This window comes from Companilactobacillus futsaii JCM 17355, assembly GCF_001435505.1.
In the GTDB taxonomy this organism is placed as follows: Bacteria; Bacillota; Bacilli; order Lactobacillales; family Lactobacillaceae; genus Companilactobacillus; species Companilactobacillus futsaii.
The window spans coordinates 20,972-36,010 of the sequence record NZ_AZDO01000046.1; the positions used below are offsets into that span (position 1 = coordinate 20,972).

Genomic DNA, 15,039 nt, shown 5'->3' on the forward strand with positions numbered 1-15,039 from the left:
AAATTAAGAATTATTTATAAAACCATATAAAAAAGCGGACTATATGAGCCCACTTTTATTTTTATTTGCCACCACCAAAAATGTGGTCCAAAGTTTTATTAAATTTTTGACGATCATCAACTGTATGTGGTTCACTACTCAATTGCAAACCATCGTGAAATGATGTCAACAAGAAGTCCCAGAAAGTTCCAACTAATCCTAATTCTTCGTGATCAGCCGGAGCAATCGTATAGCGGATGGCATTTTCATCACCAGCGATAACTTTTTGAACCCAGTGAGGTTCACGTAGACTTTCACGCCCAATTGCTGCAAAATCAATACCATTATCCAAAACTTTTTCAGCATCGGCTGGAGTTTGAATATCACCAACGCCAATCAATGGCAAATTACCAAGATGTTTCTTGATAGTCAAATTCAACGGCGTAGTAATGGATTTGTCATTCAAAGATTTTCTCCAAACATCCCCCATTGACACATGCAAGTAATCAATTGGTGTTTTCTTCAAAGCATCGATCAATTGCAAGGAATCCTCAAAACGAATACCAGGAGTTTCAATTTCCTCTGGTGAAATACGATACCCCATCAAAAATGGTCTGTTTGCATAATTATCAATTGCTTTTTGAACTTCAGCTACTACTGCTAATGGAAAAGCCATTCTCTTTTCTAAACTGCCACCCCATTTGTCAGTCCGACGATTAGAATGTGGTGAAAAGAATTGTTGAATCAAATATGTGTTAGCACCATGAATTTCAACACCATCAAATCCGGCTTGAATCGCTCTTCTAGTAGCTTCTCCAAAATCTTTGATTGTTTGTTCAACTTCTGCTTCGCTCAAGGCTCTAGGTGTTTGCGAATTTTGACGAGTAGCCTTAACAGCACTAGCACTGACAGGTTGTTGTCCACGTAAAATTTCTTTAGAAGACATTCGACCAGCACTAAAGATTTGCAAAATTGCTTTAGTTCCGTCTTTATGCATTGCTGAAGCTAACTTGGTTAAGCTGGGAAGAAATTTATCGTCACTGACACTGAGCTCCCCCTCAAAACCTTTGCCCAACGCGTTGACATTAGCAGTTCCTGTAATAAACATCCCAGCACCACCACTGTGCATATGATAATAACGTAATTCATCGCTAGTTACTTCACCATTTGAAAAACTCATTTCCTCAGTCATTGGTGGAATCACCATACGATTTTTTACCGTGATATTCTTTTTACTAAATGTATATGGTTTCAAAAATTTATAATCTGCCATGACAATCCTCCTCTTTCTAGTTCAGATTATCACAGTGATTACAAATGTAAATTATTTTAACTTTTATTTTTATCATTACAAATAAATTTCTCAATTTAAAAAATAATTCGTGTCTTTTTAGAAAAAATCGGGTATGATATTGAGAGAAAAATTTTAACCGAGGAAAAGCTTATGAATTACTTACTACTACTAGTATCAATCGGTTTTGAAGTTTTGGGGACTTCACTTTTAAAGAAGACGGATGGCTTCACTAACTTGTTACCTACATTGGGTACATTGTTATCTTACTTCATCTGCTTATTCGTCCTCTCCCACGTATTAAAAAGATTACCTCTCAGTTTGACATATGCCACTTGGGGTAGCGTTGGGTTGATACTAGTCACAATTGCAGGAATGGTCTTTTATCACGAATCATTGTCAGCTGCTTCAATCGCTGGACTCGTTTTAGTAGTATCGGGAACCGTTCTAATAAATGCATTCTAAAGAAAAAACGTGTGAACTTGAATTCACACGTTTTTTTTATTTTCTTTTTCTATAAATGTAAATAACACTACCAGCAATGATTACTAAAGCCATAATAGCACCTAAAATAATCCAGAGATCATGAGAACGATTTGGAACTTTCTTATTCAACTGCTTGTTTTCACTAGCACTGATTTTGAAGTTACGTTTCATTTTCCAAGCATTTTGACCATTATTGGCTTTAACATTCAAATACATTGTATAAGTACCCGGTTTTAACCGTTTGTTCTTGCCAACTCCACTTGGCGTATTGACACTAACTGGATAATCAAATTTGCTATCAGGAGCAATTGACATATTCTTCTTATCAGATTTCAAAATAATCTTTTTACTATTCTTGGGAGTAATTTTGGCATCGACTGAAACTTTCTTCTCTAATTCTGGAACATCATTATCCATTTGACCTTCAACTGAAATTTGATCACTATTAGTAGTTACTTGAAAGGCTTTGTCAAATTTCAAATCAGGTTTTACGGCATCAGTACTTTGCTGTAACTGAAGTCCTAAAACATAATCGTATTTATTTCTTAATGAAACACCTTTAATTCTCTTCTTATTGTTTACTTGATTATTTTCTTCAACCAAGATTCCACCTAGTAATTCTCCTTCAAAATGACCACTTGGTGCTTGAATACCAACTGTTACCTCTTTTGAAGATCTGGCGGGTACTGTCACATTTTTAGGATAAGTTACTAAATTTTCAATATTGTATTTTAAATCGTGATCTGGTTTAACGTCGTGCTTATTATAAACAATCACACCATTAACGTCAGTCGTGGCACGGTTGATCTGAATATCATAAGATTGCGTTGAAGCGCTATTATTATTGATTTTAAATTTAATATTTTCTTTTTGGTTAGGAGTAATCTTCAAATCATAATAACCAACTTTTTTATCAATTTGATTAGTCGCACTTTCTGGACTCACACTATAATTGACCGTCGGCGTGACTGCAGCTTGAACCGGAGTATTCAAAAATTGAAAACTAAGAAACATTGATATAAAAATCAAAAATCCCACTATCGACTTTTTCAAAATATTTCCTCCAAAAAAAGAGAGGCATAATTAAATACCCCTCTTCTTTGTAACTTAAAATTGTAACTTTGATTTTAGCTAGGTGCATTGGATAAAGTCCAAGTCAAAGTTGAACTATATGATCCACCAACATTACCAGCTGGTACCATCAATGATGCATCGCCAGCATTGTATGTTGCAGTATAAGCACCAACACCATCACCAGCAGCGGCATCAACTACAGTCGTTGGAGCTGTTGACAATGAAATTGTTGGACTAAATGTTGGTAATGCTGAAACGTTATCAGCAGCATCGGCTGTCAATGCGGGTGACTTACTATCAGCAAGTGACAAAACAGCACCTTTCAAACTACCACCAGTAGTATTACTGAAAGCACTATCTGCAACTGAAACTGACCAACCAGTTGGTTCACCGGGGTTAGTTACATGCAAGTCACTAGAAATACTTGTTGATTTGTATGTAGCATCACTAGCACTCGATGCAACCGTACCAAAATCAATTCCACCAGGTGTCGTTGTACTTGTTGAGCCACCAGGTACACTATCCAACGTAATCGTTCCAGGTGTTAAATCTGCCGTTGACGTTGATGTTTCTGGAGCTGGTGTTGTCGTTGCAGCCTTCGTGACAATTCCACCTGCACCAACAGAACCTATTCCTAAAATTGTAGCACCGATTAAAAGACTATTCTTTAATAATTTTTTCATTATATGATTCCCCTCCATATACGAATTTTCGATATGAAATAGAGCCGATTTTCAAGATGGTTTTCCAGGACCCTTTGGGGGAATAACTTTTACCATCTTTTCTTTGGGAGACCTCTCAACCTCCATCTCAGTTATATAATCCTTTTTACTTATTAACAAGTAAATCTAATGTCACTGTACGAAAAGTAAATTATAATAAGTATAGTAATAATTAGAAGGTGTTATAGCACATGGTTGAAACTACTTTAAAAAACAATTTGATCATCAATGTCAGTAACATTATTTGGAGCTTTGATCCAAATAATAAGGAAGTGCTGATTTTACTAATAAAAAATTCACTTGGCAAAAGCAATGACAAATGGGGCTTACCTACAACAATTCTTCGAAAAAATGAAAGTGCCGAGGAAGCTTCTTTGCGTTTGATCCGAGAAAAAATTGGCATTAATTTACCTGATTTCTCAACTGAACAATTGGCAACTTTTAGTAATGTTAATCGAACCCAAAAGAATCGTGAAATTGCTTTGACTTATATGACTTATCTCCCAAAAAAGATTGATTTAACAGCTGGCTACGGGGCTAAAGACGCTGAATGGTTTCACGTTCAATATTCAGTGGATCAATATTTATTGAAATACCAAAATTTAATTTTTAAAACTTTATCGGAAAAAATATCGGAAAGTGATTTTTATAACAATATCGATGAATTCAATAATGATAAGCATTTGATAGCTGATCATGAATTGATCCTTCGTTTGGCTTTTAATAGAATTACTAATCGCCTAGATTATTTACCCACTATTTTATTAATTTTAGGAGACCATTTTACCCTCAAACAAGCTCGTGAAGTTTATGCCACTTTTTGGAAAGAACCGGTAACAAACATTGATAATTCAAACTTCCGTAAAACTCATTCCCATCTATTTATTGAGATTGGAATTGAACACGGCAAGAGCGGACGACCAGCCAAATTGTACAAGCTTCGTGGTCTACTTGACCAAAAATAAGGCTTCTGCTAGTCTTATTTTAAACTATTTAAGGTAAATTTTACCTTTAATAAAAATAGTTATTATTATTTATAATTTTGGAGGTAGATCTTGAAATCACAAGAAATAAATACCAAAGACAACAGTGGCTTAAAACTACTGATGGTTATTGGTACAGCTTGGCTATTTGATGCTGCTGATGTAGCGTTATTATCATTTATCATGCCTTTATTAAAAAAGGAAATGCTTTTAACTGACGGACAAGTAGGATTAGTCAGTTCCATTACTACCGTCGGTATGATTATCGGTGCCATTCTATTCGGCTACTTAGCTGATAAATTTGGTAAGAAAAATATCATCATCATTACGTTATTATTATTTTCTATTAGTAATTTGGCTTTAGCTCTGACTCAAAACTTGCCACAATTTCTCTTGGTACGTTTTATCACTGGTATCGGTTTGGGTGGTGAATTACCCGTAGCTACAACTATTATTGCTGATTCGTTCTCTGGTCATCGCCGTTCTAAAATGTTGATTTTGGTAGACAGTTTCTGGGCTATTGGTTGGATATTAGCATCATTACTAGCTTTCTTATTCATGCCCGTCTATGGTTGGCGTCCAACAGTTATCATTACTTCGATCATGGCCCTTTACACTTTAGTAATCAGACGTCATTTACCAGAGCAAACGAATGTTAAAAATGAAAAACTGAATTTAAAAGTAGCTTTTGGTCAAATTTGGTCTAAAGACTTTCGTCGCGCTACAATTTGTTTAAGCGTTCTTTGGTTTATCATTATGTTCACTTATTATGGAATGTTCTTATGGTTACCAAGTGTTTTGATTAAACGTGGTTTTTCAGTAGTCCACAGTTTTAAATACACTCTTTTAATGAGTTTTGCTCAATTGCCAGGATACTTCTTAGCTGCTTACTTAATGGGTAAACTCTCTCGCAAAAAAGTTCTCGCTATTTACTTAACTGGTACTATCATTGGTGCATTCATGTTTGCCACTGCTCAAAGTGAATTTCTAGTTGTCTTCAGCAGTTGTGTTCTCTCCTTCTTCACTTTAGGTGCTTGGGGAATTATGATTGCTTTGACACCAACTCAATATCCATTAGAAACTCGCGGAGTTGGTATTGGCTTTACTCAATCGATTGGTCGAATCGGTGCCACTATTGGACCTTACTTGATTGGTTTCTCATTAGGATTAGGTATCAGCGTTTCAACCGTCTTCTTTTATTTCGTTGTCGGTTTAGTTATCGGTATCATCGTTCTAGTCTTTGGTATGGTCGATAACGATCAAAAATAATTAAAAAAATTCACCTTACTCTGTTTATCAAAGTAGGTGAATTTTTTTACAATTGTTCAGTTTCTGGATGATTTTTTGTTAAATGTTCAATTTTTCCGTCAACCTTGAAATACTTCTCAGTCAATTCTTTTAATTCTTCAATGGCAGCACTAGCACGTTTAGCTTGTTCCTCATTGATAGCTTCAACGACCAAAACTGAGTCAGTTGTATCTTCTGTCAACATAGTTCTTTGAGCTTCACGCCAGTTAAGACAACGACAAATGGCACCGGAATTATCGTAATAAATGATTTCTCCTGGTAAAGCTGGTGAATCTTCGGTAGCACCCAATGGTTTGAAACCTTCGCCACCTTTAGCTTCTCCTAGGTGCATGTCACCATCAAAAGCATTGATATTTTCTCCACCACAAGGAACACCATATTTTAGGGAAACACTATTGTAAATATCAACTAGTGGATTGATCGGTGAGAATTCATGCCCTTGACTAACCCGTTTTAATAAAGCCTCAATTGAACAACGAGCACCTTTTTTAGTCTTAAATTGACGAAAAGCTTGACGCCATTGATCAATCACATCATTTTCACGGAAAACCTCGTTGCTGATAAACTTCTTTGATTCTTCTGAACCTTCATGCAACAATTTGGCAAAATATGGATCGTCTGTTTCATCCACGTGATTGTCAATCCCATGAATCGTTAAAGTACTAATTTGTGCTTCTGGGAATAATTCAAAAAACTCTTTATCTATAACTACTTTTGTCATTACTATTTCCTCAATTCTTTTTTTAAAATGAAATCTGTTTGTACTGAATCGCCCATCGTAAAACGGTGAGAACTATACTTCTCAAAACCCAGAGAATGATAAAAATTCTGAGCCGCAAAGTTTTTCTCCCAGACGCCTAACCATAAACGATTTTTACCCAAATCATTGGCTCTTTTGATAGCGAATTCCAGCATTTTTTTGCCAATACCGTGACGTTTAAATTGCTCTCTGACGTAGATTCGTTGGACTTCCAAAAAATCATCGGCCATTTTCTCGCTCTGGGCATCTAAAATATTAATTTTTAAATATCCAGCAATTTCACTATCTTCATAAGCAAAGTAGAACTCGGAATTCGGATTGCTTAATTCTTGCTTCAAAACTTGAATATTATAAGCCTTTTTTAAATAGCCCTTTAAATTTGCTTCCGTATTATAAGGACCAAAAGTTGCTGAAAAAGTTTCAATACTGATATTTTGCAGAGTTTCAACATCTTCTGGTGTACATTTAATAAGTTTTATCATCAATACACCCGCTTATTACCCTTTTTAACGTATTCCCAGTTTTCAGAAATATTTTTTTCAACTACTTCTAAAAGTTCAAAGGCTTGTTTCTTTTGACTATCCGATAAACCTTTTAAAGCAACTTCATTAGAATAAGTTTCTTCACGAGATAAGATTGGATAAGTTTCTTCACCTTTTTTAGTTACGTAAAGTTTCTTTTCTTTTTTATTGTCTTGGGACTGTTTACGGACGATAAAGCCATTACTCTCAAGCTTTTTGATAGCACGAGCTGCAGTTGTTCGATCAACTTTGATCATTTCAGCTACTTTTTCTTGAATAATGCCGGGATGCTCGTAAATTCGTGCTAAGTAAAGATACTGACCTTTAGTTAAATCATACTGTTTAAATTCAATATTACTGATTGAATCCAATGATCTAGCAATCACTCCAATTGATCTTAAAATATCAACCACAAAAATTACCTCCTCCTAAACAAAATGTATTGTATAATTATTTTGTTGTAAATGCAATAAAATTTATAAATAAAAAAATTAGCAACCTTCATCCATTGCTAATTTTTTTATTTATATTAATGAATTGCAAAGTTTACATTGTGGGCAAACTGATCGATTTGTTCGATATAATCTTCACCGTTTTCCATCTTAGCAAGTGTGGCTTGAACATTTCGGTCATCTCGCAATCGGCTAAACAAGTATTGGAAAGAATAATTCTTATTCAACAAATTATATGTTTTTAAAACAAAATCTTTAGAATAATCTTCTTTGTCGATGTCCTTTTGATTATTAATATCGGTATATAGCTCCGATAAAACTCTCTTTGCTTCAGTATTGTCATTTAGTTTCATCAATACGCACCACCTAATTAATTATTATCTCTCTACAGGACGTCGCTTTTATGAAAGCGTTTACCACGTTCCGTATTTACATTATATAACTTCTAGGTAGAAATTTCATTGAATTGCCAAATATCACATATTAATTATTTTTTGTTTTAAAATTATGTTTTAATGCTGGCCAAACCCACTTATCAGCACTAGCTATCAAAATCCCATTAAAAATAAATGAGAAGATGGTTCCAATATTAACTGAATAAACTTGACCAAGAGCAATTCCGGCCACAATGATAATAATAATTGGTGGAATAAAATCGATAATTTGAGCTGCCGTTGAATTACCTTTCAAATATAAGAATCTTAAAATATTAGTCGTATCATCATTAGGATGCATAACAATATTAGCTCTCTGATATAGAGAAATTGCCACACAGAAAAAGACCACACCTAAGCAGGATAAAATAATTCTAATAAAAATTGGTAAGCTCGGTACACCTAAGAAATTGAGTAAAATAGTAAATACATTTACAAAATAACTGAAAAACATAACATAAAGTACTTCACCAATCAGTCTTCTTATATCTAATCTCCTGATCAAAAACTGATTAGTGATTGCATTGATAACTCCGATAATAAATAACAATAGTCCTGTATTCCAACCAAACCATTTAGTCATATTGACTGCCGAAGCTGTCCATAAACCACTACCCATATCAGCTGAAATGCACAAACCATTTCCAAAAGCATTTAAAATCAAACCAGAGATTAAACCAATAATTCTAGTTTGGATTGAATTTTTGATAGTATCACCTCTTACACAATATGCTGTCTATCATACAACAAGATGATACGTAGATTCAAAAATGTTATTTATTGTAGTTACTATTTAAAAATTCTTGGAGATTTTGAGCTGGATGTCCCATTATCAACTGATAATCAGAACTGACATCATTTAACAAGCCTAAACCTCCAGCCTCATACATAGAAGACAACATATGCCCTTCATTGCCCTCGTTATAGATTTGTGCAAATTCATTTAGGCTGACAGGTTGATATCCGATCTCTTTGCTCGAAACTGTACTCAACACTTCAGCCAATTGTGGCATCGTATAATTTCTAGTTTGAGTCAAAGTATAAATACGTCCGTTTTGTAGCAAGGATTTTTCACTAGCTACTTTAGCAAAGGCCTGCGCACTATCTTGCAAGCTAATAAAACTCAAAGCTTGATCCTTCATTGGATAAATCACATTTTGACGTTCAATCAGTTCTGGTAAATAAGGTACTAAAGGATCAGCATACAAAGCATTACGCAAAATAGTATATGGAATGCCACTTGAAGCTAATCGACGTGGTAAGTAACCGTAAAAGGCAGACAAATCAAACGGATTATTAACTTGATCAGCAATAAAGCCCATCGATAAAATATGTCCAACATTTACTTTCTTAGCAGCTGTCAAAACATTTTCTAGTTCGCTAACACGACTGAAGCTATCATGACTCTTACTTGGAACGTAAATTAAAACATCGATATCTTTAAAAGCTTCTAATAAAGTATTTTCTTTCAAGAAATCAATTCCAACAACCTTTGCTCCAGCCTCTGACAAAGATTTAGCTTTAGAAATTGTGTGAACTCCAACTGTAATATCACTACTTGGCACTAATTTAATTAATTCATTAAAAATATGGCCACCTAAATGACCCGTTGCTCCAGTTAATAAATACTTCATCCTTAACCCTCCATTTTAGTTAGATGTTACTATTAAAATCACACGTCGTCGATTTATTAATTTTTTATCACAAAAGAATTATATAATAAAATCAAAAGAGTATCGGAGGGATTCAAATGCAAAAAATTATTATTGATCAAGCTTTTTGGGATATTTTTCCAGATGTTGAAATAGCCGTTATGACTGCCCACAACGTCGACAATAAACAACAAAATGTACCACAAAATTTAATTGCTAATGCCAACGAAATTGCTAAAAAATGGGTACCTGATGATCCAATCAGTGCTAATCCAGTAGTCAAAGCCTGGCGTAATGCTTATCGGAAATTCAAAACCAAAAAAGGTGCTCGCAATGCGGTAGAAAATCTTTTAAAACGAGCTAAAAATAACAAAGGTGTTGGTAATATCAATCCTGTTGTTGACGTCTACAACTCCGTTTCCTTAGAATATGCCTTCCCAATTGCCGCAGAAGACCTAGACAAAATTGTTGGTGACGTTCATTTAACTGTTGCTAAAGGTGGAGAAACTTTCACTCCCATCGGTGAAGATGATGTTGAAGAAGCCTTACCTGGTGAAGTAATCTATCGTGATGAAAAAGACGTTATCTCGCGTTGTTGGGCTTGGCGTGACAGCGCAAGAGTTGCCGACACTGATGATACTAAAAATCTTCTATTTTATATGGAGAATATTCAACCTGAAAGAAAAGAAGATCATCTAAATGCTGCCCATCAATTGGAAAAAAGATTCCACGATTATTTAAACATCGATATCAATGATTTAACGATTCTTACTCGTGACAATCCTGAATTTATCTTTGCTAAATAATAAAAAAAATGCGCCTAATATTAGGGTTCTTTCTCAAGTTAGGCTAGTAGTAATATGCCATCCGGAATTTTCTATTTTTATAGAATCAAACAAATAAGCATCAATTCAGATAAATAGTTAATGCAAACGACTATATCTGAATTGATGCTATTTTTGACTCTGAATTATTTGAAATAAACCATAAATGACGTTATCTAGTCGGTAGTGGCAGCTTTGTGGATGCTCAGTACTGAAATTTCACTTAGCAATTTATTGCTTAGTGAAAGGTCAATCTTGGAGATGATTCCCGGTTTTGGAATTAGCTTCAAGTTGCGCCCAGTACGTTCCAGCGTCCACAAAGCGGAACGGACGACGACATCCAGCACTAACCTAACTTAAGAAAAAGCCATATTAGGCGGATTTTTTACCATTGTTCGTGGTTCCAAAGACGACCGTCAACTTCGCCTTCCAATTGTGCTTGACGTTTGTTTTGTTCTTCAATCACTTTTTTCATCGCTACCAAAAAGGCCCGATTTTCATATTGAGTCTGTTTAGTAGATAAATCACTAACCGTTTGACTTAACCATTGACCAGTTTCACTCATAATTATTCATCCTCACCTTGCTTGATTAAACTAATAGTGCTTTTCAATTGTGAAATATCTTCTCGTTGCTGGATAAATGTACTCAAAATCGTTTCACATTCATTGCAATTCGTTCCATCAAAATTCTTAAATCGATCAGTGAACTCTCTTTCAAACCACAATTGACGATTTTGCAAACTATCTGGATATTGTTGGGTTAGAAAACGTTGATAATCAATCAACAACTGCATTTGCTCATTTTCTTGCAAATATTGAAATTGAGCAATCGTAAAGACGGGCAAAATTTGCATCTTAGCACGTTTGGCAATTGCAAAATAAGGCGCCATTATCTCATCGATTGTGAAATCTTCACTACCACCGCGTCTAAAATCTTTTAAGGACATCCCAGTACTAACAACGATACCAAATTCTTTTTCAGCTAAATTATCATCGCCATCACCATAAACGAAATTTCTTGTCAAAACATTATCTTCCCAATGTTTCAATCCTTCTGGGGCAGCATACCAATACAAGGGAAATTGAAAAATTATTCGATCATGTTCTTTTAACAAAGCTTGTTCTTTTTCGACATCAATTTCTGACAATTCTTCTACATGATGCCACGTTACGTCTTGCAGCTTAGCTCCTTGTAGTAAAAATTGTTGTGTCTGCGAATTATTAATTTCTGGATGTGACACTACCACTAAAGTTTTCAAAATTAACATCTCCAATCAACAATAGAATAGCAAAAAAAGGCTCTTTATAACAGTTGAAACTATTTTTTAGAAATTAATTCCAACGACAAAATCCAATGATATACTGAAGAAGATACCGATTCACTTAAGGAGTTTATTATGGAAAAATATTATATAGTTGATAGCTCTATTCTTCCTGAATCATTTGAAAAAGTTATTGAAGCACGTAATTTACTAGAGACAAAAAAAGTCCACAACGTTAGTGAGGCTGTCAAAGTTGTGGGTATCAGTCGTGGAACTTATTATAAGTATAAAGACTTAGTTTTTAAGCCAGATGAAGAAAGAAACGAGCGTAAAGCCGTTATTTCAATGATGTTAAAGCACCAACAAGGAACTCTCTCTAAAGTTTTGGTCGATATTTCTGAATTAAATGCCTCTATCTTAACTATCAATCAGAACATTCCCATCCACAATATTGCTACTGTCGTTATCTCATTAGATATTAGTCACCTAAATGGAACCATGGATGACTTAATCGATACATTACAATTGTCGGATTCAGTCGAAAATGTACAACTAGTTGCCATCGAATAAGCCCTTTTTGAGGGCTTTTTATTTTGGCCAAGCAATGTACATAGCCATCAAAACACTCAGAGTTCCACAGGCAAACAAAGACTTTGAAATAAAGCGACTCTTAACATGTCCAGCATAAATTATTAAAAATAGTCCTAGGACAAAAATAATTATCATTTTCAAGAAACCGCGTCACCTACCATCTAAGATTTTCATTCAAAAAATACTTTAACGGATAAATGTGACTAAACAATGAATTTGTTATGGAGAATCTGTTCTTTTAATTACCTTGCCACAAAAAATGTTCAATATCGTGCAACACTTTAGGATTTCTTCTTGTTAAAGCGCTATGTTCTGCCAAACGTCCAGTAAACAATCTAGCTTGGTAAGTTTGGTGTGGTCCCTTAAAAACCTTTTTCAAAGATTTTGCAGATGATACGGGTACTGCCTTATCAAAATGATTTTCTTTAGTAAGTTGTCCCATGATATTTAATTCTCGAATATGAAGTCGACGTATAACTGAATCTGGATGAGTATATTTGTCAAAATCTCTAGTCAATTGATCAGAATAACGCCAAGGATTACGTCGATAAATATCTTTATTTAATACTTGCATCGGAGCCGCAATATTTACTAGTGAATCAATTTGCGGTTGATTTTTTTTATCACTATATTTGAACAAATAATACATAACAGCATTATTGCCCCAAGAATGTGCCACAGCATTATATCTAGTCATTTGATATTTTTTTTGCAAGGTCAAAATAACTGTATTAATCCACTTGGCAGTTTTATGGTAATCGGATTGGTGATTATTACCAAACAAAACTTGAATTTCAGGGTTTTTTGCATTTTTAGGCCAAGTTCCGTCAAAACTGAGCTTACCTTTTTTTGACACAAAAATAGTCAACGTTCTAGTTGCGTAACCATCAGCTTGTGATTGATCAATTAAGTAATCCATAGATCGTACAGTACCGCCAAAGCCGTGAAAGAATAGTGTCGGAATTTCTCTAGGATTGTTAGAACTAGCATGGATAGTTTGTGGCTTAATCAAAAAAGTAAAACTTACTAGTATACTGATTAATAATATCTTGAATAATAAGTTATTTTTCATTATTACCAAATAATAATGCATTTTGACCTCTAGTCAACAAAAAAGGCTTAGATTTCTCTAAGTCTTTTTGATTACAAGTTTTGGCCTTTTTCCCAAGTAGTCTTTGAAAGTAATAAACCTTTTTTGACTAGATTGTTAAACAATTGGTGCGTACGATGAGAAATTTCACCAGCAGTCTTTTGATTACTTTCTGTCAAAAATTCAGTAACATTATCAGAATTTCCTACTGCTTGATCAGTTTCTTCAACTCGTTGACGAGCAAATGATTGGCAGTCATCTAAGTAAGCGTGGACCATGTCAGAATATTCATGATAATGTGGTTCGATAATAACTGACAAAGTCTTCTCTAACCAATATACATTATCAACTGAGACTTCAGTAGTTGTATTCTTGTAGTCTTCTGGCGTATCAATAATGTTAGTAAAGAATGGTACATAAGGACTGTAAGCGAAGAATCCCATGGACAACCATTGAATAGCAGCGTGGCCGTCATCAACATCATTTCTGATTTGTAAAATTGATGAAGCTTGATTTCTGTCCATGGCGATAGAACGGAATTGACGTTGTTCTTTTGGAGTACCTGAAGCAAAAGTTCCAAATGGATCATACTTCGTACCATTGTAGTGTGATGACAAGAAGGCTTCAACATCTTCAATAGCTAATTTCTTGGCAGGTTTTCTGCACATTGGCATATCTTGAGCGGTTGGCACTTGTTCAATTTCTGGGTTGAACATCTTTTGTCCATACCAAGTACGTGGTGTGTTGTAATAGGCATCAGCTTCATTTTGCGTTCCAAAAATTTCACGGAAATTAAAGTGACCTGGCTGTGGATTTAAATGATGTTTTTCAACAAATTCTACCAAATCAGTTGCTACTAAGAAATTATCAGTATCGTTGACGTCAACTTCTTGCATAACTGTTTGATTAGGTACGATAGCATAAGTATCTTCTGGCAAACGCATAGCAGCCCAATGGTGACCACCAGCAGTTTCTAATAACCAAATTTCATCTTTATCATTAAATGCAATACTGTTACATTCACCTGTACCATACTTTTCCAACAAAGCACCTAAACGCTTGGCACCTTCTTTAGCGGATTTAATGTATGGCAAAACTAATGTCAACATTGCTTCTTCATCGATACCATCATGAACTAATGGATCATAACCCAAAGCGCGAGCATTAGTAGCAGTAGTTTCAGTTGAACTCATACCAACATTTAATTCATTAATACCAGCTTCTTCATATTGACCATCACTTTGGTCTGCCTGTGGTGTAGCTGTATATCTTAGAGCGTGTTCAGGTAGTGGCACTTTTACACCTGTAGTTACTGAAGTATAAAAGGCATTCTTTTGATCTTTGGCAACATGTGCAACAAATTTAATGGGATTGATTGGACCATAACCGTCTTCATTACGGGCGACAATAGTGGAACCATCCATGCTAGCGGCTTTACCAACTAGTATCTCAGTACAATCGGAACTTGGATTTATCATTTTGTTCCCTCCCTTTAAAATAAGTATAAAATTAAAAAGGCTTTTAATCTAGTGGCTATATTAGAAATTTTATAATTATGGCAGATTGTAAAATATAACCGAACACTAGTGGACACAAAAACCCATAAAGG

General features: G+C 34.7%; 19 protein-coding genes. 5 read left to right on the forward strand and 14 right to left on the reverse strand.

Annotation, left to right across the window (positions count from 1 at the left end):
• Positions 1-61 precede the first annotated feature (61 nt).
• The gene (locus FC88_RS04260; RefSeq protein ID WP_057813131.1) at positions 62-1,252 is read right to left on the reverse strand and encodes an NADH-dependent flavin oxidoreductase; all 1,191 of its coding nucleotides are present in this window, start codon (positions 1,250-1,252) and stop codon (positions 62-64) included.
• A gap of 171 nt (positions 1,253-1,423) precedes the next feature.
• Between FC88_RS04260 and FC88_RS04265 the strand changes: the two genes are divergently transcribed.
• Positions 1,424-1,735, forward strand: coding sequence for a DMT family transporter (locus tag FC88_RS04265; RefSeq protein ID WP_010020278.1), 312 nt, complete (start codon positions 1,424-1,426; stop codon positions 1,733-1,735).
• A 36-nt stretch (positions 1,736-1,771) separates the two neighbouring features.
• Here the strand turns inward: FC88_RS04265 and FC88_RS04270 are convergent, their stop codons facing one another.
• Both FC88_RS04270 and FC88_RS04275 read right to left on the reverse strand, forming a co-directional pair.
• Positions 1,772-2,809, reverse strand: coding sequence for a WxLIP family cell surface protein (locus FC88_RS04270; protein ID WP_057813133.1), 1,038 nt, complete (start codon positions 2,807-2,809; stop codon positions 1,772-1,774).
• A gap of 74 nt (positions 2,810-2,883) precedes the next feature.
• On the reverse strand, positions 2,884-3,513 hold the full coding sequence (locus FC88_RS04275) for a WxL domain-containing protein (protein WP_057813135.1): 630 nt from the start codon (positions 3,511-3,513) through the stop codon (positions 2,884-2,886).
• Positions 3,514-3,743: 230 nt separating this feature from the next.
• Here FC88_RS04275 and FC88_RS04280 point away from each other — a divergent pair, with 230 nt between their 5' ends.
• Positions 3,744-4,517 carry an NrtR DNA-binding winged helix domain-containing protein gene (locus FC88_RS04280; protein WP_057813137.1) on the forward strand — a complete coding sequence of 258 codons (774 nt, stop codon included), beginning with the start codon at positions 3,744-3,746 and terminating at the stop codon, positions 4,515-4,517.
• Between the two features lie 141 nt (positions 4,518-4,658).
• Positions 4,659-5,804, forward strand: coding sequence for an MFS transporter (locus tag FC88_RS04285; RefSeq protein WP_057813166.1), 1,146 nt, complete (start codon positions 4,659-4,661; stop codon positions 5,802-5,804).
• A gap of 46 nt (positions 5,805-5,850) precedes the next feature.
• On the opposite strand, the gene FC88_RS04290 is transcribed toward FC88_RS04285, so the two are convergent.
• The 6 genes from FC88_RS04290 to FC88_RS04315 form a co-directional block, all read right to left on the reverse strand.
• A complete protein-coding gene (locus FC88_RS04290; RefSeq protein ID WP_057813139.1) occupies positions 5,851-6,564 on the reverse strand; it encodes a B3/B4 domain-containing protein in 714 nt (237 codons plus the stop codon).
• 2 nt (positions 6,565-6,566) lie between these two features.
• Positions 6,567-7,085 carry a GNAT family N-acetyltransferase gene (locus FC88_RS04295; RefSeq protein ID WP_057813141.1) on the reverse strand — a complete coding sequence of 173 codons (519 nt, stop codon included), beginning with the start codon at positions 7,083-7,085 and terminating at the stop codon, positions 6,567-6,569.
• A complete protein-coding gene (locus tag FC88_RS04300; RefSeq protein WP_057813143.1) occupies positions 7,085-7,537 on the reverse strand; it encodes a MarR family winged helix-turn-helix transcriptional regulator in 453 nt (150 codons plus the stop codon). The genes FC88_RS04295 and FC88_RS04300 overlap by 1 nt, the downstream gene beginning before the upstream one ends.
• 116 nt (positions 7,538-7,653) lie before the next feature.
• Complete coding sequence (locus FC88_RS04305) at positions 7,654-7,929, reverse strand: hypothetical protein (protein ID WP_057813145.1); 276 nt, start codon at positions 7,927-7,929, stop codon at positions 7,654-7,656.
• A gap of 130 nt (positions 7,930-8,059) precedes the next feature.
• Positions 8,060-8,692 carry a DUF6198 family protein gene (locus FC88_RS04310; protein ID WP_476695923.1) on the reverse strand — a complete coding sequence of 211 codons (633 nt, stop codon included), beginning with the start codon at positions 8,690-8,692 and terminating at the stop codon, positions 8,060-8,062.
• Between the two features lie 91 nt (positions 8,693-8,783).
• Positions 8,784-9,644 (reverse strand): SDR family oxidoreductase, encoded by an 861-nt coding sequence (locus FC88_RS04315; protein WP_057813149.1) that lies wholly within the window; start codon positions 9,642-9,644, stop codon positions 8,784-8,786.
• Positions 9,645-9,760: 116 nt separating this feature from the next.
• On the opposite strand from FC88_RS04315, the gene FC88_RS04320 reads away from it, so the two are divergent.
• Positions 9,761-10,468: a B3/B4 domain-containing protein gene (locus FC88_RS04320; protein WP_057813151.1), complete on the forward strand. Its 708-nt coding sequence runs from the start codon at positions 9,761-9,763 to the stop codon at positions 10,466-10,468.
• Positions 10,469-10,871: 403 nt separating this feature from the next.
• Here FC88_RS04320 and FC88_RS04325 read toward each other — a convergent pair whose 3' ends face one another.
• Both FC88_RS04325 and FC88_RS04330 read right to left on the reverse strand, forming a co-directional pair.
• Positions 10,872-11,051 (reverse strand): hypothetical protein, encoded by a 180-nt coding sequence (locus tag FC88_RS04325; RefSeq protein WP_057813153.1) that lies wholly within the window; start codon positions 11,049-11,051, stop codon positions 10,872-10,874.
• A gap of 2 nt (positions 11,052-11,053) precedes the next feature.
• On the reverse strand, positions 11,054-11,746 hold the full coding sequence (locus FC88_RS04330; RefSeq protein ID WP_057813155.1) for an NAD(P)H-dependent oxidoreductase: 693 nt from the start codon (positions 11,744-11,746) through the stop codon (positions 11,054-11,056).
• Between the two features lie 138 nt (positions 11,747-11,884).
• Here FC88_RS04330 and FC88_RS04335 point away from each other — a divergent pair, with 138 nt between their 5' ends.
• Entirely contained in the window at positions 11,885-12,319 is a 435-nt protein-coding gene (locus FC88_RS04335) for an ACT domain-containing protein (protein ID WP_057813158.1), read from the forward strand.
• An 18-nt stretch (positions 12,320-12,337) separates the two neighbouring features.
• Here the strand turns inward: FC88_RS04335 and FC88_RS12800 are convergent, their stop codons facing one another.
• The 3 genes from FC88_RS12800 to FC88_RS04345 all read right to left on the reverse strand — a co-directional run bounded on the left by FC88_RS12800 (position 12,338) and on the right by FC88_RS04345 (position 14,908).
• A complete protein-coding gene (locus FC88_RS12800; RefSeq protein ID WP_157060420.1) occupies positions 12,338-12,481 on the reverse strand; it encodes a hypothetical protein in 144 nt (47 codons plus the stop codon).
• 97 nt (positions 12,482-12,578) lie between these two features.
• On the reverse strand, positions 12,579-13,412 hold the full coding sequence (locus FC88_RS04340) for an alpha/beta hydrolase (protein WP_162256527.1): 834 nt from the start codon (positions 13,410-13,412) through the stop codon (positions 12,579-12,581).
• Positions 13,413-13,483: 71 nt separating this feature from the next.
• Positions 13,484-14,908, reverse strand: coding sequence for a C69 family dipeptidase (locus tag FC88_RS04345; RefSeq protein WP_057813162.1), 1,425 nt, complete (start codon positions 14,906-14,908; stop codon positions 13,484-13,486).
• Positions 14,909-15,039 lie beyond the last annotated feature (131 nt).

What these genes read in the sequence shown, in the direction of transcription:
- FC88_RS04260 (WP_057813131.1), bottom strand. Translation starts at nt 1,252, where the DNA reads ATGGCAGATTATAAATTTTTGAAACCATATACATTTAGTAAAAAGAAT.
- FC88_RS04265 (WP_010020278.1), top strand. Translation starts at nt 1,424, where the DNA reads ATGAATTACTTACTACTACTAGTATCAATCGGTTTTGAAGTTTTGGGG.
- FC88_RS04275 (WP_057813135.1), bottom strand. Translation starts at nt 3,513, where the DNA reads ATGAAAAAATTATTAAAGAATAGTCTTTTAATCGGTGCTACAATTTTA.
- FC88_RS04280 (WP_057813137.1), top strand. Translation starts at nt 3,744, where the DNA reads ATGGTTGAAACTACTTTAAAAAACAATTTGATCATCAATGTCAGTAAC.
- FC88_RS04285 (WP_057813166.1), top strand. Translation starts at nt 4,659, where the DNA reads ATGGTTATTGGTACAGCTTGGCTATTTGATGCTGCTGATGTAGCGTTA.
- FC88_RS04290 (WP_057813139.1), bottom strand. Translation starts at nt 6,564, where the DNA reads ATGACAAAAGTAGTTATAGATAAAGAGTTTTTTGAATTATTCCCAGAA.
- FC88_RS04295 (WP_057813141.1), bottom strand. Translation starts at nt 7,085, where the DNA reads ATGATAAAACTTATTAAATGTACACCAGAAGATGTTGAAACTCTGCAA.
- FC88_RS04305 (WP_057813145.1), bottom strand. Translation starts at nt 7,929, where the DNA reads ATGAAACTAAATGACAATACTGAAGCAAAGAGAGTTTTATCGGAGCTA.
- FC88_RS04315 (WP_057813149.1), bottom strand. Translation starts at nt 9,644, where the DNA reads ATGAAGTATTTATTAACTGGAGCAACGGGTCATTTAGGTGGCCATATT.
- FC88_RS04320 (WP_057813151.1), top strand. Translation starts at nt 9,761, where the DNA reads ATGCAAAAAATTATTATTGATCAAGCTTTTTGGGATATTTTTCCAGAT.
- FC88_RS04325 (WP_057813153.1), bottom strand. Translation starts at nt 11,051, where the DNA reads ATGAGTGAAACTGGTCAATGGTTAAGTCAAACGGTTAGTGATTTATCT.
- FC88_RS04335 (WP_057813158.1), top strand. Translation starts at nt 11,885, where the DNA reads ATGGAAAAATATTATATAGTTGATAGCTCTATTCTTCCTGAATCATTT.
- FC88_RS04340 (WP_162256527.1), bottom strand. Translation starts at nt 13,412, where the DNA reads ATGAAAAATAACTTATTATTCAAGATATTATTAATCAGTATACTAGTA.
- FC88_RS04345 (WP_057813162.1), bottom strand. Translation starts at nt 14,908, where the DNA reads ATGATAAATCCAAGTTCCGATTGTACTGAGATACTAGTTGGTAAAGCC.